The sequence below is a fragment of the Citreicoccus inhibens genome, assembly GCF_019039035.1.
In the GTDB taxonomy this organism is placed as follows: domain Bacteria; phylum Myxococcota; class Myxococcia; order Myxococcales; family Myxococcaceae; genus Citreicoccus; species Citreicoccus inhibens.
On the sequence record NZ_JAHNZT010000005.1, the window covers coordinates 1 to 14893 of the forward strand.

Here is a 14893-nt window from a genome sequence, read left to right on the forward strand (position 1 = left end):
AGCGCTCTACCGATTGCGATACCGGGTGGAGTGCTGCTTCCACGACCTCAAGCGATGCCGCGCCGTCGCCACCCGCTACGACAAGACGGCGACCTGCTACCTCGCCGTCCTCCACGTCGCGGCCATGACTCTGTGGCTGCATTAATCAGGGACAGCCCCTAGCCTGGGACATCGTCGTCACACGGAGGCGGACGACCCTTGTTCCTTGCGGGGGGCAAGGGCTTGTCGGGCAAGTGTGCCCAGTTCTGGCAACGCAGGGATGGATTGGTTTTCAGTTAAGGCGTGTGATACTGGCATCGGCCTGAGTCCGAGATTCCGCAGCGTCGCGCGACTGCTCCTCCTGAGTGCAATGGTGGCTGTAGGGTTTGGATGCTCATCTCCTACCGCCATTGAGGGCGTTTGGCGCCCAGGCCCCAATTCAGATGGAGCACATATTCCGGGGCCCATGAAGAATTTCGGGCCGTTCAATTCTTATGCGGATGCGCTCAACGCGGCGTGTCCGCTTATCTTATCGAAGCCGAACGCGACCGTTGTTCATCTGCAGGACTCCTCGCCTGACGTCGCTCGGCGCGCGGCGACAGAGTATTGCGCTTGGTTGTATTACACACCCAGCGAACTCTATGAGATGAGCATGTTGGCGGATCAGTCAGGTCCGGGGGACTTCGTGAGCGGAATGCGCAGTTGCTCGCTCCCTCCATTTGTTGATGACCCGCGCTACTCAGCTGAACAGCTCAAGCATATCTTTGCGTTGCACAATCATCCGTTTGGCACACGGCTCTCGGCGAACGACCTTCGGTTCATCGAGTCGATGGCAGAAGTTCATGATTGGGAGGTGATGACGCGAAATGGAAAGGTTCGCCTCTCCATCATCGCGTTCTTCTCAAAGTCGCAAGACCCTGCGGCGCCAACGTGTGATGGGTTCTACCAATATGTTCCCGCTACCCGCGAGATGATGCTGTGGACACGGCAGAATGGGCAATGGAAGTTGGATGTGCACGGGATCGTGACGTGGATCAACGAGAGGACCTATCGCCTTGAGCCGCAATAGACCGGGGCTGTGCTCTCTGGGAGGCGTATTCCTCATGCTCATGGTGAGCGCGTGCGCTCGGCGTCCGGAGCCGCTGTCCGCTGCCGTGGTGAATGACAGGTCCGTGGTTTTTCCCGGGGAATCAGAGGCGGAGGCCATCACCGTGGGACAGCCCGGTGTGTCATATTCGCTCGATGGCGATGTTCTGCGCGCCTTGGTCATTGTCGCGAACGATCTGTTCCCTCCGGGCACTCGCGCTGCCTCGTGCCCGAAGCGGATGGAGGCTCAGACGTACCGGGTTGTTCGCAAGGGAGACGTCATCTTCGTCTTCATCGAGGAGAACCTGGCTGCCTGTGGGCGCCGGTTCCCGGCCATGGATTCGGGTGCGAAGTACGCCATCGGGGCCGATGGCCGCATCCTCCGCCGAGTCGTGGATGGCCTCGATGAGGATGATGCGAATTGGTTCGCGGTGACCCCTGGAGATGGGGGCAGCCCCAGCGAGGCCGATGCGGGCTCTTCACCGCAGAGGGTGTGGATGTCCGATGGCGGTACCGAGGGGCTTGTCCCGGGCCAGAGCCTGGCCCCGGTCGTCGCGCCGAACCCGCGTCGAAGCGCGGACGCCGGCAGTCCCTGAGCGCTTGTCGTCGCTGGGGACGGTGGGGCGGAAGGGTACGCGCCGGTGCCGCCTTGTGTTAACGGTCCGGCTGTCATGAGTCCGTCCTCCTCGTCCCACACCCGTCGCGCCCTGCTCGTCGTCGCTGGTTGGGCCGTGGCGCTCTTGATCTCCCAGCATCCGGTCATCTTCTCCGGGCTGCGGCTCATGCAAGGCGACGAGGGAGACGCTCGCTTCGTCCACTACGTCCTGGAACACGGTTGGCGGAACATCACGGGCGTCCCCGCCAATGCGAGCTTCTGGGACCCGAACATGTTCCACCCGGCCCTCAACACCGCGGCGTACTCGGAAGTGATGCTCGGCGTGGCTCCTGCGTACTGGGTCTGGCGCGCCCTGGGCCTGGAGGAAGACCTCGCCTGGCAGGCGTGGTGTCTGACCATGGGGTCCCTCAATTTCCTGGTCGCGGCGTGGTTCCTCGCTCGGCCGTTGGGGCTGCGTCTGGGGCCTGCGGTGATGGGCGCCATCCTCTTCACCGTCGGCGCGTCACGCATCAACCAGGCCAACCATCCTCAGCTCCTCGCCCAGTTCTATCCCCTCCTGGCCATCGCCGCCGTGCTCGCGCTGCTGCGTCCGGAGATGACGCGCCGTCAGGGCGCTCCGTGGGCGGCCTTGCTGGTCGCCTCGGGTGTGGCGCAGCTCTACGGGGGCTTCTACTGGGGCTGGTTCCTGTTCTTCTTCCTGCTCCTCGCCACGGTCATCGCGCTCTGTCTTCGCGACCTGCGCCCCCGCTTGGTGTCCGCGCTGCGCACGCATGCGCCCGCGCTCGTGCTCTTCGGCATCGTGGGCCTCGCGGTGCTCGCGCCGCTGGTCCTCCACGCGCGGCAGGTCATTCGAGAGGTCGGCCTGCGCGACTTCTCCGAAGCCCAGTCGATGATTCCCCGCTTCTGGAGCTGGTTCTATCTGGGCCAGGACAGCTGGCTGTATGGCTGGACGAATCCCTTCGTGCGCTTTCAGCGGCTCCCCATTCCCTGGGAGCAACGTCTGGGCTTGGGGCTCGTCACCACGGGCGTGGCAGCGGTGGGGCTGTGGAAGGCGCGGAGCCGTCCGGGGATTCGCCTGTTGCTGCTCGTCACCGTCGTGACCGTGCTGCTCTCCACGCGCTACGCGGGCGGCATCATGCCGTGGGAGCTCATCTTCCATGTCGTGCCCGGCGCCTCGGCCATCCGCGCGGTGGCCCGCATGGGCATCTGGCTGCTCTTGCCCGCCTCGGTGGGGCTGGCGCTGTTCCTTCAGCGCCAGTGGGACGCGGGGCGGGTCGTGCTGGCGGTGGGGCTCGGGGCGCTCTGTCTGTTGGAGCAGGGACTGACGGGCCCGACCTTCGATCGCTTCGCGTCCCGTGCGGCGATTCGAGCGCTCTCCGCGCGCATCCCCTCCGGCTGCGACAGCTTCTTCTACAGCCCCACGTCCGATGAGTGGCCTTCCTGGAAGTACCAGGTGGACGCCATCTGGGCCGCGATGGAGACGGGCGTTCCCACCGTGAACGGGTACTCGGGGAACATGCCTCGGGGTTGGCGACTGGAGGACATTACACGGCTCGACGCGGCGGCGGCCGCGCGCCAGGACGCCGCGCTGGAGGACTGGGTCCGCGCTCGGGGGTTGTCACGCGAGCGCATCTGTCGCATCGAATCACAGTAGGGTGTGCCGGCTTGCGTCTCCTCGGGCTTCAGCTTCAAGACTTCCGCAACCTCTCTCAGGTGCAGCTCCTCCCCAGTCCCCACGCGACCATCGCCGTGGGCCAGAACGGGCAGGGGAAGACGAACCTGCTCGAGGCCCTCTATTTCCTCGCCACCCTCAAGCCCCTGCGCGCGGGCCGGCTGTCGGAGTTGGTGAAGTGGGGCGCCTCGAATGCGCGAGTGACAGGCCGCTTCCTCCTCAAGGGCGCCGAGCGGGAAATCTCCGTGGAGGTCGGCGGCGGCACGCGGCAGGCCTTCGTGGACGGAAAGAAGGCCGCGAGCCTGGAGGACTACTTCGGCGGCGTGTCCGTGGTGGCCTTCACGCCGGATGACCTGGAGGTCATCAAGGGCGGGCCCGATGCGCGTCGCTCCTTCTTGGACCGCGCGGTGTTCAACCGCTTCCCCGCCTTCCTGCGCGAGAGCCGCGAGTACGCGCGCGCGCTCAAGAATCGCAACCGCCTCCTGCGCGAGGGGGCGGCCGTGGAGCCCGCCTACCTGGAGGCCTACGACGAGACGCTGGCGAAGGCCGGCGCGCGCCTCTACGCGAGGCGCCGCGCCCTGATGGCCGAGCTGGCGCCGCGCGCGCAGGCCACGTTCGCGTCCATTGGCCGCACCGTAGACCCCGCCGTGTATGGCTATCACCCGGCGCACCTGAGCGGAGACTTCTCCCAAGCGGACGAAGCCGCGCTCGCGGGGGCGCTGCGCGAGGCCCTGACCGCGCGCCTGCGGCGCGACCTGGACCGTGGCTTCACGTCGGTGGGACCGCACGCGGACGATGTGACGGTGACGCTCGGAGGCCGCAGCGCGCGCGCCTACGCGAGCCAGGGACAACAGCGCGCCCTGGTCCTCGGGTGGAAGATCGCGGAGATCGAAAACCTGGAGGGCGCCATGGGCTTCCTGCCCCTGCTCCTGCTCGACGACGTGTCGAGCGAGCTGGACCCCGAGCGCAACGCGTACCTCATGAACTACCTGGCGAAGAGTGGCGCTCAGGTGTTCCTCACCACGACGGATGCGTCGCTGGTGCATGCCGCCGCGGCCCAGGACACCCTCTGGCTCTCCGTGAGCACGGGGCAGGTGCGAGAGGGGCTGCCAGACGTGCCGGCCTGACGCTCAGGCCGTGTGCCGTCGGTGCCAGGGCCAGTGCACGTGGAAGCGCCGCTCCGAGTGCGCCTCCGTGGGCGAGACGTGCTCGAAGTAGGGGAAGCGGTACTCCGCCCACAGGATGCCGAAGGCCGCCGCGAACAAGAAGGTGGCCAGGGTGAGCCACCACGCGGTCCCTGTCACCAACGCCACCAGCGTCAGCACACCAAGCGCCACGGCGATGCCCAGCGACCACTCGCGCAGCCGCTTCGACTCGCTGAAGGCCATGCCCATCGCGATGAGCGACAGCGCCAGCGTCGACCACGCGAGCCAGAACGCGCTGCGCGCGTACAGATTGGCGATCGACAGGATGAACAACCCGAAGCCAAACACCGCGAGTCCGCCGTCCATGATGTGCCTCCTTTCGAGTTAGAGCGTCGCTGCCAGGCGCCGCTGACAGGACGCCGCGCGCCACCTCGCGTCACGAGCCCACGTCCTGGCAGGAACATGGGGTGTTCATCCCAGGCGCGGGACTCCCCGCGCGCCGCCGCGCAACGTGACCGACCGGGGACGCAGCGGGAGAGCGACGAGGCGCGTGCGTGGGAATGAAGCGCGCCCTCGCGAGGTATGGCGAGGAAGGAGACGAGCGCAGGCCGTGCGGGCTCGGCGGGGAAGTGGACGTTTGTGCGCACGAATTCCTTGCGGTTGCGCTGCCGCTGCACCATGACTCTGGCGTCGGGCCGGGAGACTCGGGACTGCCGAAGAACGGTGCCATGTCGCGGACGTTGGGGATGCTCGTGCTGCTCGCCTCGCTCACGGGCTGTCGGCACGTGAGCTTCGAGGACTCCGTGTTCCAGAAGTCGGACGTTCGCTATCGCGTGGGCGAGGTGTCCAAGGATTGGCAGCGCGTCTATTTCAATGACAACGACCTGGCCTTTTCGGAGCGCGCGGAGACAGGTCGGGTGTTGTCGGTGAACGCCACCTGCAAGGGCCACGATGACCCGCCTTTGCCCGTGCTCACACGCCACCTGTTGATGGGCTTCACCGAGCGACAGGAGCTCGCTCAGCGCACCATTCCCCTGGACGGGCGCGAGGCGCTGCGCAGCCGCTACGTGGCGAAGCTGGACGGCGTTCCCGTGGAGCTGGAGTTGGTGGTGCTGAAGAAGGACGGCTGCGTCTTCGACTTCACCTACGTGGCGCCCCCCGGAATGGCCGAGGCGCGCATGCCGGACTTCGACGCGCTGCTCGCGGGCTTCCACGCGGAGCCACAGCGATGAACTCGGAGGTCGAGGCCGGCGCCAGCTCGCTCGCGTCGCGGTTGCCGCTGGGCATGCGCGCCAGGGCGAGCCTGGAGTCGCTGGGCGAGCTGACCCGCATGACGGGGCAGGTGTTCAGCCGCGCCGTGCGTCCGCCGTACGGCTGGAGCGCGCTCATCTATCATACGGAGTCGCTCGGCGTTCGCTCGCTGCCCATCGCGTTGCTCACCGCGACGTTCGCGGGCCTCGTCATCTCGCTGCAGTTTGGTTACTTCCTGGCGCGCTTCGGCGTGCAGTACACGGTGGGGCGCGTGGTCGTGCTCACCTTGTTCCGCGAGCTGGCGCCGGTGTTGACCGCGCTCACGGTGGGCGCGCGCATCGGCTCAGGCATGGCGGCGGAGCTGGGCGCCATGTCCGTGACGGAGCAGGTGGACGCCATCCGCGCGCTGGGCGCGGATCCATTGCGCAAGCTGGTGGTGCCGCGCGTGCAGGCGTGCCTGCTGGTGATGCCCGTGCTCACGGTGTTCGCGGACGTGGTGGGCCTGTGCGCGGGCGCGCTGGTGGTGCGGCTGCAGTACGGCATCACCCTGGAGCTCTTCTTCCAGGGCGCGCTGGACGCGGTGCTGATGAACGACTTCATCTCTGGCGTCGTGAAGGGCGCGGTGTTTGGCCTCATCATCGGACTGGTGGGGTGCTTCAAGGGGCTGACGGTGCAGGGCGGAACGGAAGGCGTGGGCGGCGCCACCACGCAGACGGTGGCCATCACCTCCGTCACGGTGTGTCTGGCGGACTTCTTCATCACCAAGCTGACGCTCTTCTTCTGACGCGCCATGCCCCCTGCCCGCCGCTACGCGCCCTCCTCCTTCGAGTTCCGCCGGCCCACGCCGGGCGAGCAGCTCATCCGCTTCGAGAACCTGGTGAAGGCGTTTGGCGCCAAGCACATCTACGACGACGTGAACCTGGACGTGCGCGCCGGGGAGACGATGGTGGTGATGGGCGGCTCGGGGGTGGGCAAGAGCGTGCTGCTCAAGTGCCTCATCGGGCTCATGCGCCCGGACTCGGGGCGCATCCTCTTCGAGGGGCACGACGTCACGAACTTCTCCGAGGAGCAGTTCATCCAGGTGCGCCGCCACGTGGCGATGGTGTTCCAGGGTGCGGCGCTGTTCGACTCGCTCAGCGTGGGCGAGAACGTGGCCTATCCGCTGCGGGAGCACTTCCCGGAGCTGTCGCGCGAGGAGTTGCGCCGCCGCGTCGCGGAGAAGCTGGAGCTGGTGGACCTGCCGGGCATCGAGGCGATGATGCCGGCGGACCTCTCTGGCGGCATGAAGAAGCGCGTGGGGTTGGCGCGGGCCATCGCCACGGACCCGGAGGTCATCCTGTGGGATGAACCCACCACGGGGCTGGACCCGGTCACCACGCAGACCATCAACGAGATGATCAACTCCATGAAGGTCCGCTTGGGCTGCACCTCCATCGTCGTCACGCACGACATGGTGAGTGCCTTCACGGTGGGGGACCGGATGGCCATGCTGGCCAATCGCCACATCGTGGCGGTGGGGACGCCGGAGGAGATGCGGCGCTCCACCGTGCCGGAGGTCCGGGCCTTCCTGGACGCGCGCCGCCTGGAGCTGGGCGCCCGAGGAATGCCATGAGTCTGTTCACCTCCGTCTCGACGAAGGAGCGCCGGCTGGCCCTCCGCGCGGGCCTCTTCGTCGCCATCGGCCTGGCGGTGGCCGGGGTCGTGGTGTTCTTCATCGGCCAGGAGTCGCACCTGTTCCAGAGCAAGGTGCGCTACCGCGCCTTCTTCAGCCACGTGGATGGCCTGAGCGACAAGTCGCCGGTGTGGCTCGGCGGCATGGAGGTGGGCCACGTCACGGGGGTCAACTTCGCGGCGGACATCCGAGACGCCCGGCTGGAGGTGGAGCTGGATGTGTCCTCGCGGTACGCCGAGCGCGTCCGGGGAGACTCGGTGGTGCGCCTCACCAGCATGGGCGTGCTGGGGGACAAGGCCGTGGACATCTCCATGGGCACGGCGGATGCGCCGCAGGTGCCGCCCGGCGGCGTGCTCCAGACCGCCGAGGGCGGAGACCTGTCCTCGCTCATGCGCAGCGCGAGCCGCGTCATGGAGAACTCCGTGGCCATCAGCGAGTCGCTGAAGGAGGCGGTCGCCATCTACTCGAACCCCGACCTGGGCCGGGACCTGGCGCGCAGCGTGGCGTCATTGCGTGCCGTGTTGGAGGAAGTGGAGAAGGGGGACGGCGCGCTGCACGCGCTCATCTTCGACAAGGCGTCTGGCCGCGAGGTGCGGGCCCTGCTGTCTCGCACCGCGAGCGCGGCGGAGCGGCTGGACGGCGCGGTGGGCCACGTGGAGGCCATCCTCGCCGAGGTGCACCGGGGCGACGGCACCGCGCATCAGCTCATCTACGGCAACGAGGGCACCACCGCGCTCCATGAGCTGGGCGAGGCGGCCGGCCAACTCGCGGGCCTGCTCGAGGACGCGAAGAAGAGCCCCAACGGCGCCGTCCACCAACTCATCTACGGGGACGCCCGCGACCTCTTCGCCAACCTGGGCGGTGCCGCCGCGGACCTGCGCAAGGTGACCGCCACGGTGGCCAAGGGCGAGGGCACCGTCGGCGGTCTCATCTCCGACCCCACCATCTACGAGGACATCCGCGAGGTGCTCGGCAACGTGAAGCGCAACCGCATCCTCCGGGCGCTGGTCCGCTTCTCGCTCGACAACCGCGAGAGCCTCGAGCAGGTCGGCAAGCCCCGCGAGCAGCCTGTCCCCACCCCGCCCACGAACAGCCTGGGCGCGCGCCCCACCTCCCCGGCGACCGAGGGCGAGGCTCAGGTTCCCGCCGAAGTCACGCCAAATCCGTGAGCAGTGCGTACCGGGTAATGCCGATAACGTGATTCGCGACAAGACCAGCTAATGTGGAGTTGACAGATAATTCACGGAAGGGTATTTCCGTACTCCCCCTTTTCCGAGGAGTCGGGAAATGTTTGGTATCGTTGCGCGTCGCAGTGGTCGTTTCGCGATGGTTGTCGGTGCCCTGACGGCGCTGGCTGGCTGTAACAACGCGGCCCCGGCCTCCGAGGAGAAGCCGGCGGAGCCGCCTGCCGCGACGCAGCAGGAGACCCCGCACCGCGGCTGCGCGACCATTGAGCCGTCGGCCGATGAGCGCGAGGCCATCGACGCGTTCGTGCGCACCCAGAAGCACGAGATGCGCGCGGTGGGCTCGGTGACGGTGCCGGTCTACTTCCACGTCATCAACAAGGGCGCGGGCCTGGCCAACGGCGACATCCCCGACTCGCAGATCACCGCGCAGATGAACGTGCTGAACGCGGCGTACAGCGGCACCCCGTTCAAGTTCGTGCTCCAGGGCACCGACCGCACCACCAACGCCACCTGGTTCAACCTGAGCCAGGGCGGCAGCGCCGAGAAGAAGATGAAGGCGGCGCTGCGCAAGGGTGGCAAGGAGTCGCTGAACCTCTACTCCGCGAACCTGGGCGGCGGCCTGCTGGGCTGGGCGACCTTCCCCTCCAGCTACGCGTCGCAGCCGAGCATGGACGGCGTGGCGTTCCTGTACACCAGCGTGCCGGGCGGCACCGCGGCGCCGTACAACGAGGGCGACACCATCACCCACGAGGTTGGTCACTGGGTCGGCCTGTACCACACGTTCCAGGGCGGCTGCACCGGCACGGGTGACAGCGTGAGCGACACCCCGCCCGAGGCCTCCGCGGCCTTCGGTTGCCCGGCCGGTCGCGACACCTGCTCCGGCGGCGGCGTGGACCCCATCTACAACTTCATGGACTACACCGACGACAACTGCATGAACTCGTTCACCGCGGGCCAGGTCACGCGGGCGGACAGCCTGATGGCGACGTACCGCTAATCAGCGTTCACGCAGCCTGAAGTGAAGTCGGCGCCGGAGTGACCACCAGGTCGCTCCGGCGTCGTCGTTTCCAGCACACCGTCGCGCGTGGACGTGGACAGCCGCGCCCCGGGTTGGCGACAGTGGCGGGGTGAGAGACCTGCTGATGATTCCCGGCCCCGTGGAAGTGGAGCCGGAGGTGCTGCAGGCGCTGAGCGCGCCGGTGCCCGGACACCTGGATCCAACCTTCGTGGCCACCTTTGGCCGCGTGCTGCGCCGACTCCGCGAGGTGTGTCTGGCGCCCGGCGCGCAGCCCTTCGTGGTGGCGGGAAGCGGCACGTTGGCCATGGAGCTGGCGGCGGCCAACCTGGTCGAGCCCGGGGACGCCGTGTTGGTGGTGAACACCGGCTACTTCAGCGACCGGATGGCGCACATCCTGGAGCGCCATGGCGCCCGCGTCACGCACGTGCGTGCGCCGCCGGGGGAGGCGCCGGACGTGGCGCGCGTGGAGGCCGAGCTGGCCCGCGGCGGCTTCAAGCTGATGTCGGTGACCCACGTGGACACGTCCACCGCGGTGCTCGCGCCCATGGAGCCGCTGCTGCGCGCGGCCCGCCAGCACGGCGCGCTGTCCGTGGTGGATGGCGTGTGCGCCACCGCGGGCGAGGCCTTCCACCAGGACGCCTGGGGCGCGGACGTGTACTTCACCGCCAGCCAGAAGGCGCTCGGCGTGCCGCCGGGGCTGGCGCTGCTCACGGCGAGCCCCCGCGCGTTGGAGGTCTGGCGCGCGCGCAAGGCGCCCGTGGCCAGCGTGTACGCGGATTGGGCGGAGTGGCTCCCGGTCATGGACGCCTACGAGGCGGGTCGCAACGCCTACTTCGCCACGCCGCCGACCTCGTTGATCTGCGCGCTCGATGTCAGCCTGGGCCTCATCCTGGCCGAGGGCATGGCCGCGCGCTTCGCTCGGCACCGCCGCATGGCGCTCGCCTTCCGCGCCGCGTGGAGCGCCCTGGGGCTGCGCATGCTGCCCACCTCGGAGGCCGTCGCCGCGCACACCTTGAGCGCCGTCTACTACCCCGAGGGCGTGGACGCGGGGCTGGTGGCCCGCGTGCGCGGACAGGGGGTGACCGTGGCCGGTGGACTCCACCCCGAGCTCAAGGCGCGCTACTTCCGCGTGGGTCACATGAACCGCGTGAACGCCTCGGATGTGCTCACCACGGTGGGCGCCATCGAGCGCGCGTTGGTGGAGGCGGGTCATCGCCACGCCGCCCCGGGCAGTGCCGTCGCCGCCGCTCAGGCCGCGCTCGGCGCCGCCTAGCCCTGCCTCACCCGCGACTCCGTGGCCGCGCTGACCACCCGCGCCCACGGAGACGGACGTCCCCTCCGTCCACTCTTCAAACGGAATACATGACTTCCGGGCTCTACTGAATTATTCGACAAAGTCGTAATTATCCGGAAGGGCGTGAGGGCGCCGGGTCGGCGTGAGCGCCGGCGAGCGTGAGGGGGAGGAGGCGCGAGCGGACCCACCGGGAGCGGCGGGGCGGCGCGTCGCGACGACAACGACAAGAAGGAGGTCACCATGCACGTCGGGCCGTTGGAGCGGGCGGTGGGAGGCGGGTCGGGCTGGGAGATGGAGCTGCGGCGACTTGCGGCCAGTGAGCAGGACACCGCGCGGGGCATGTTCTTCCTGGGCGTTCTGGACGTGGTGGGCTTCGTGGGCGGAGACGCGGTGGCCGAGCGGTGCATGGAGGAGTGCGGCACGCGCGAACTGGACCCCTTCCACATGTACCCGGTGGCGCGCTTCCTGAAGATGACCTCCACCGCGGCGCGGCTGTTGTGGCCGCAGTTGGACGGGTGGGAGGGCGTGCTCCGGCGGATGGGGACGCAGGCCACGGTGGACTACCTGGCGTCCATGTTCGGCCGCGAGCTGATGCAGGCGGCGGCGGGCAACCCGCGCCGGCTCTTGCCGCACCTCATCGAGGGCTACCGCGCGGCGGTGAGCTACGGCGAGCGCCACGTGGAGTGGACGGGAGATCGCAGCGCGCGCTTCGTGATGCGCCGCGACTTCATGCCCGCCGCCTACCACGAGGGGGTGCTCCAGGGCGTCCTGGAGGCCGTGGGCGCGCGAGACGTGTCCGTGCATGGCCGGCAGCTCGCGCTGCTCGACAGCGAGTACGACCTGTCCTGGAGCTGAGCAGACCCAGCGTGGCCCCCGGTCGCGGGTGAAGCAGGCGAGCGAGTTCGCGCGCGTTGACGCTGCGCGCGAACGGCTGATAAGCGCTCACTTAACACCCATTCCGACGAGGGGAAGACCGATGCACTCCAATGCACTCGCGCTGCTGATTGTGCAGCTCATCGTCATCATCGGTCTCTCCCGGCTCATCGGGCGAGGGGCGCGGTGGTTGGGGCAGCCGCTGGTCATCGCCGAGGTGGTGGCGGGCATCGTGTTGGGGCCGTCGTTGCTCGGCTGGGTCTCGCCGGACGCGATGAACTGGCTGTTCCCCACGGACTCGCTGCCGGTCCTGAAGATGCTCAGCCAGGTGGGGCTGGTGCTCTTCATGTTCCTCATCGGGCTGGAGCTGGACCCGAAGCTGTTGAAGGGCCGGGGGCACGCGTCGGTGGCCATCAGCCACTCGAGCATCATCGTGCCGTTCGCGCTGGGCGCGGGGGCGGCGGCGCTGTGGCTGTACAAGGACTGGTCGAGCCCGACGGTGCCGTTCTCGTCCTTCCTGCTCTTCACGGGCGTGGCCATGAGCATCACCGCGTTCCCGGTGCTGGCGCGCATCCTCACCGAGCGCGGGCTCATGCAGTCCAAGGTCGGCACCATCGCCATTGCCTGCGCGGCCGTGGATGACGTGACGGCGTGGTGCCTCCTGGCCTTCGTCGTCTCGCTGGTGCGCGCGTCGGACCTGACGCACGCGGCGCTCACCACGGTGTTCGCGCTGCTCTACATCGCCTTCATGCTGATGCTGGTGCGCCCGTTCCTGGCGCGCCTGGGCGCCCGGGTGGCCAGCCGCGAGGGGCTCACGCAGAACATCGTCGCGGGCACGCTCCTCTTGCTGCTCGGCTCCGCGTTCGTGACGGAGCTCATTGGCATCCACGCGCTGTTCGGCGCGTTCCTCTTCGGCGCGGTCATCCCCAAGGAGGGCGGGCTCGCGGCGGCGCTGCTGGAGAAGCTGGAGGACGTGGCGGTCGTCCTGCTGTTGCCCGTGTTCTTCGCCTTCAGCGGCCTGCGCACCCAGGTGGGGTTGCTCGACAGCACCGAGGCCTGGGTCACCTGCGGCGCCATCATCGTCCTGGCGTGTCTGGGCAAGTTCGGCGGCAGCGCGGTGGCGGCGCGGCTCACGGGCCTGCGCTGGCGCGAGGCGGGCGCGGTGGGCATCCTGATGAACACGCGGGGCCTGATGGAGCTCATCGTGCTCAACCTGGGCCTGGACCTGGGCGTCATCTCCCCCACGCTCTTCACCATGATGGTGCTGATGGCGCTGGTGACGACGTTCATCACCACGCCGCTGTTGCGCTGGATGTACTCGCCCGAGGAGCTGGCGCGCGACCGCGTGTCCCTGGCGCCCCCGGCGGCCACGGAGGCGCCGGGCTTCACGGTCCTCATGTGCGTGTCGCACGAGCAGGTGGGCGCGGGCATGGCCGCGCTGGCCAAGGCCCTGGCCTCGCCGCAGGACGGGCTCTACGCCCTGCACCTGCTGTCGCCGGAGCGCCCGCTGCGCACGCGGCAGGAGCCCGCGGGAGACGGCGCGCTCGCCCCGCTCTTGGGCCGCGCGCAGGCGCTGGGCCTGTCGGTGCGTCCGCTGTCGTTCGTGTCGACCGAGCCCGCGGTGGACATCTGCCGCACCGCCGAAGCCAAGCACGCGGACCTGCTGCTGCTCGGAATGCACAAGCCCCTCTTCAGCCAGACGGTGCTGGGCGGCACGGTGCACGAGGTGATGCAGGGCGCCACGGGCACGGTGGCGGTGCTGGTGGACCGCGGCCTGTCCGAGGTGAAGCGCGTGCTGGTGCCCTTCGCGGGAGGCCGGCACGACAAGGCGGCGCTCGGGCTGGCGCGGCGGTTGATGCGGCACTCGGGCGCGGAGGTCACCGTGCTGCACGTGACCTCGGCGGAGCGCGAGGGGCAGGCGCGGGCCGTGGTGGAGGAGTTCTTCCCGGGCGACGAGGGCTCCCGCGTGCGGTTCAAGGTCGTCCGCCACGAGTCGCCGGAGGACGCGGCGCTGGAGGAGGCGCGCACCGGTTATGACCTCGTGGTGGTGGGCGTGGGCGCCGAGTGGGGCCTGCAAGGGCGCCTGTTCGGCCTGCAGCGCGAGCGCATCGTGCGGGACGCCCCGGGCTCGCTGATCATGGTCCGCGAGCCGGAGCCTGTTCGCGAGGTCGAGCCCGCCGCGAGCCCCGTGGCCAGCACCCGAACCGCGGACATCGTCTCGGCGGGAGGCTGAGCCCCGCCGTCCTCCATCATGGGAAAGGTCCCCCAAGGCATGCACATGGGAGCCACGCTGCGCCTGCTGCGCGTCGACGCGGGACTGTCCCTGCGTGACCTGGCGCGCCGCATCGGCGTCTCCAGCGCGTACCTGAGCCGCGTGGAGAACGGGCTCGACGCTCCGCCCACGCAGGAGCGTCTGTCCGCCATCGCCCGCGAGCTGGATGTGCCCGCGGCCTTGCTGATGGACGTGGCCAACAAGGTGAGCCCCTACGTGACGGGCTACCTGGAGGAGGTGCCCGCGGCGGGGACGCTCCTGTTGGACATCGCGCGGCGCCGGCTCACCGCCGCCCAGCTCGCCCGGGTGCGGACCTTCCTGGACGCCGAGTTCCCGGTCCGCGAGGCGCGCGGCGACGAGCCCGTGCCGGCCCTCTCCTCGCTCCTGTCGCCCGAGCGCGTCGTCCTGCAACTGGGTTGCGAGAGCTGGGAGGACGCGCTGGACGTCGTCGCGGGGCGGCTCGCGGCGGCGTGCCCGGGCGTGGACTCGGCGCGGCTGGCCGCGCACCTGCGGCAGCGCGAGGAGGAGTCCGCGAGCGCGGTGGGCAACGGCGTGGCCACGCCCCATGGTTACTCGGCGGGCGCGGCCCCTGCCGCGGTGCTGGTGACGCTGGCCCAGCCCCTGTCGCGGGACACGCCGGATGGGCAGCCGCTGCGGTTGGTGGTGGCGCTGCTGGATGGACTGCACGGCCGCGCGCGCTTGGTGCGGCTGGCGCACGTGGCGCGGCTGGCGGGGCGCGGCATGGCGGACTGGCTGATGGACGCGCGCCAGCCCGCGGAGGTCATCGAGCGGTTGGCGGAGCTTGAAGCGCTGCGCTGACGCCCGCGC

General features: G+C 69.2%; 14 protein-coding genes. 13 read left to right on the forward strand and 1 reads right to left on the reverse strand.

Going from position 1 to position 14893, the window contains the following annotated elements:
- Positions 1 to 445: 445 nt before the first annotated feature.
- From KRR26_RS08335 to recF, 4 genes are all read left to right on the forward strand, one after another.
- The gene (locus KRR26_RS08335; protein ID WP_120207256.1) at positions 446 to 1048 is read left to right on the forward strand and encodes a hypothetical protein; all 603 of its coding nucleotides are present in this window, start codon (positions 446 to 448) and stop codon (positions 1046 to 1048) included.
- A gap of 34 nt (positions 1049 to 1082) precedes the next feature.
- Positions 1083 to 1661, forward strand: coding sequence for a hypothetical protein (locus tag KRR26_RS08340; protein ID WP_120207258.1), 579 nt, complete (start codon positions 1083 to 1085; stop codon positions 1659 to 1661).
- A 75-nt stretch (positions 1662 to 1736) separates the two neighbouring features.
- A complete protein-coding gene (locus KRR26_RS08345; RefSeq protein ID WP_120207259.1) occupies positions 1737 to 3335 on the forward strand; it encodes a hypothetical protein in 1599 nt (532 codons plus the stop codon).
- An 11-nt stretch (positions 3336 to 3346) separates the two neighbouring features.
- Positions 3347 to 4480: a DNA replication/repair protein RecF gene (gene recF / locus KRR26_RS08350; protein WP_120207261.1), complete on the forward strand. Its 1134-nt coding sequence runs from the start codon at positions 3347 to 3349 to the stop codon at positions 4478 to 4480.
- A gap of 3 nt (positions 4481 to 4483) precedes the next feature.
- On the opposite strand, the gene KRR26_RS08355 is transcribed toward recF, so the two are convergent.
- Positions 4484 to 4864 (reverse strand): hypothetical protein, encoded by a 381-nt coding sequence (locus KRR26_RS08355; protein ID WP_120207263.1) that lies wholly within the window; start codon positions 4862 to 4864, stop codon positions 4484 to 4486.
- Positions 4865 to 5226: 362 nt separating this feature from the next.
- Here KRR26_RS08355 and KRR26_RS08360 point away from each other — a divergent pair, with 362 nt between their 5' ends.
- The 9 genes from KRR26_RS08360 to KRR26_RS08400 all read left to right on the forward strand — a co-directional run bounded on the left by KRR26_RS08360 (position 5227) and on the right by KRR26_RS08400 (position 14884).
- Positions 5227 to 5730: a hypothetical protein gene (locus tag KRR26_RS08360; protein WP_217079559.1), complete on the forward strand. Its 504-nt coding sequence runs from the start codon at positions 5227 to 5229 to the stop codon at positions 5728 to 5730.
- Positions 5727 to 6533, forward strand: a complete 807-nt coding sequence (locus tag KRR26_RS08365; RefSeq protein ID WP_120207264.1) for an MlaE family ABC transporter permease — start codon at positions 5727 to 5729, stop codon at positions 6531 to 6533. Before KRR26_RS08360 ends, KRR26_RS08365 begins: the two co-directional genes overlap by 4 nt.
- A gap of 6 nt (positions 6534 to 6539) precedes the next feature.
- Positions 6540 to 7361 carry an ABC transporter ATP-binding protein gene (locus KRR26_RS08370; RefSeq protein ID WP_120207266.1) on the forward strand — a complete coding sequence of 274 codons (822 nt, stop codon included), beginning with the start codon at positions 6540 to 6542 and terminating at the stop codon, positions 7359 to 7361.
- Entirely contained in the window at positions 7358 to 8590 is a 1233-nt protein-coding gene (locus KRR26_RS08375) for an MlaD family protein (protein ID WP_120207268.1), read from the forward strand. The genes KRR26_RS08370 and KRR26_RS08375 overlap by 4 nt, the downstream gene beginning before the upstream one ends.
- Before the next feature lie 157 nt (positions 8591 to 8747).
- Positions 8748 to 9605, forward strand: a complete 858-nt coding sequence (locus KRR26_RS08380) for a zinc metalloprotease (protein ID WP_328707083.1) — start codon at positions 8748 to 8750, stop codon at positions 9603 to 9605.
- 145 nt (positions 9606 to 9750) lie between these two features.
- Complete coding sequence (locus KRR26_RS08385) at positions 9751 to 10899, forward strand: pyridoxal-phosphate-dependent aminotransferase family protein (RefSeq protein WP_217079561.1); 1149 nt, start codon at positions 9751 to 9753, stop codon at positions 10897 to 10899.
- A 261-nt stretch (positions 10900 to 11160) separates the two neighbouring features.
- Positions 11161 to 11775 carry a TIGR02265 family protein gene (locus KRR26_RS08390; RefSeq protein ID WP_120207274.1) on the forward strand — a complete coding sequence of 205 codons (615 nt, stop codon included), beginning with the start codon at positions 11161 to 11163 and terminating at the stop codon, positions 11773 to 11775.
- A gap of 121 nt (positions 11776 to 11896) precedes the next feature.
- Positions 11897 to 14026 carry a cation:proton antiporter domain-containing protein gene (locus KRR26_RS08395; RefSeq protein ID WP_120207276.1) on the forward strand — a complete coding sequence of 710 codons (2130 nt, stop codon included), beginning with the start codon at positions 11897 to 11899 and terminating at the stop codon, positions 14024 to 14026.
- A 39-nt stretch (positions 14027 to 14065) separates the two neighbouring features.
- Positions 14066 to 14884 carry a helix-turn-helix domain-containing protein gene (locus tag KRR26_RS08400; RefSeq protein ID WP_217079562.1) on the forward strand — a complete coding sequence of 273 codons (819 nt, stop codon included), beginning with the start codon at positions 14066 to 14068 and terminating at the stop codon, positions 14882 to 14884.
- Positions 14885 to 14893: the final 9 nt, after the last annotated feature.

Coding starts and splice junctions, on each gene's coding strand:
- KRR26_RS08335 (WP_120207256.1), top strand. CDS start 446: ATGAAGAATTTCGGGCCGTTCAATTCTTATGCGGATGCGCTCAACGCG.
- KRR26_RS08340 (WP_120207258.1), top strand. CDS start 1,083: ATGCTCATGGTGAGCGCGTGCGCTCGGCGTCCGGAGCCGCTGTCCGCT.
- KRR26_RS08345 (WP_120207259.1), top strand. CDS start 1,737: ATGAGTCCGTCCTCCTCGTCCCACACCCGTCGCGCCCTGCTCGTCGTC.
- KRR26_RS08355 (WP_120207263.1), bottom strand. CDS start 4,864: ATGGACGGCGGACTCGCGGTGTTTGGCTTCGGGTTGTTCATCCTGTCG.
- KRR26_RS08360 (WP_217079559.1), top strand. CDS start 5,227: ATGTCGCGGACGTTGGGGATGCTCGTGCTGCTCGCCTCGCTCACGGGC.
- KRR26_RS08365 (WP_120207264.1), top strand. CDS start 5,727: ATGAACTCGGAGGTCGAGGCCGGCGCCAGCTCGCTCGCGTCGCGGTTG.
- KRR26_RS08370 (WP_120207266.1), top strand. CDS start 6,540: ATGCCCCCTGCCCGCCGCTACGCGCCCTCCTCCTTCGAGTTCCGCCGG.
- KRR26_RS08375 (WP_120207268.1), top strand. CDS start 7,358: ATGAGTCTGTTCACCTCCGTCTCGACGAAGGAGCGCCGGCTGGCCCTC.
- KRR26_RS08380 (WP_328707083.1), top strand. CDS start 8,748: ATGGTTGTCGGTGCCCTGACGGCGCTGGCTGGCTGTAACAACGCGGCC.
- KRR26_RS08385 (WP_217079561.1), top strand. CDS start 9,751: ATGATTCCCGGCCCCGTGGAAGTGGAGCCGGAGGTGCTGCAGGCGCTG.
- KRR26_RS08390 (WP_120207274.1), top strand. CDS start 11,161: ATGCACGTCGGGCCGTTGGAGCGGGCGGTGGGAGGCGGGTCGGGCTGG.
- KRR26_RS08395 (WP_120207276.1), top strand. CDS start 11,897: ATGCACTCCAATGCACTCGCGCTGCTGATTGTGCAGCTCATCGTCATC.
- KRR26_RS08400 (WP_217079562.1), top strand. CDS start 14,066: ATGCACATGGGAGCCACGCTGCGCCTGCTGCGCGTCGACGCGGGACTG.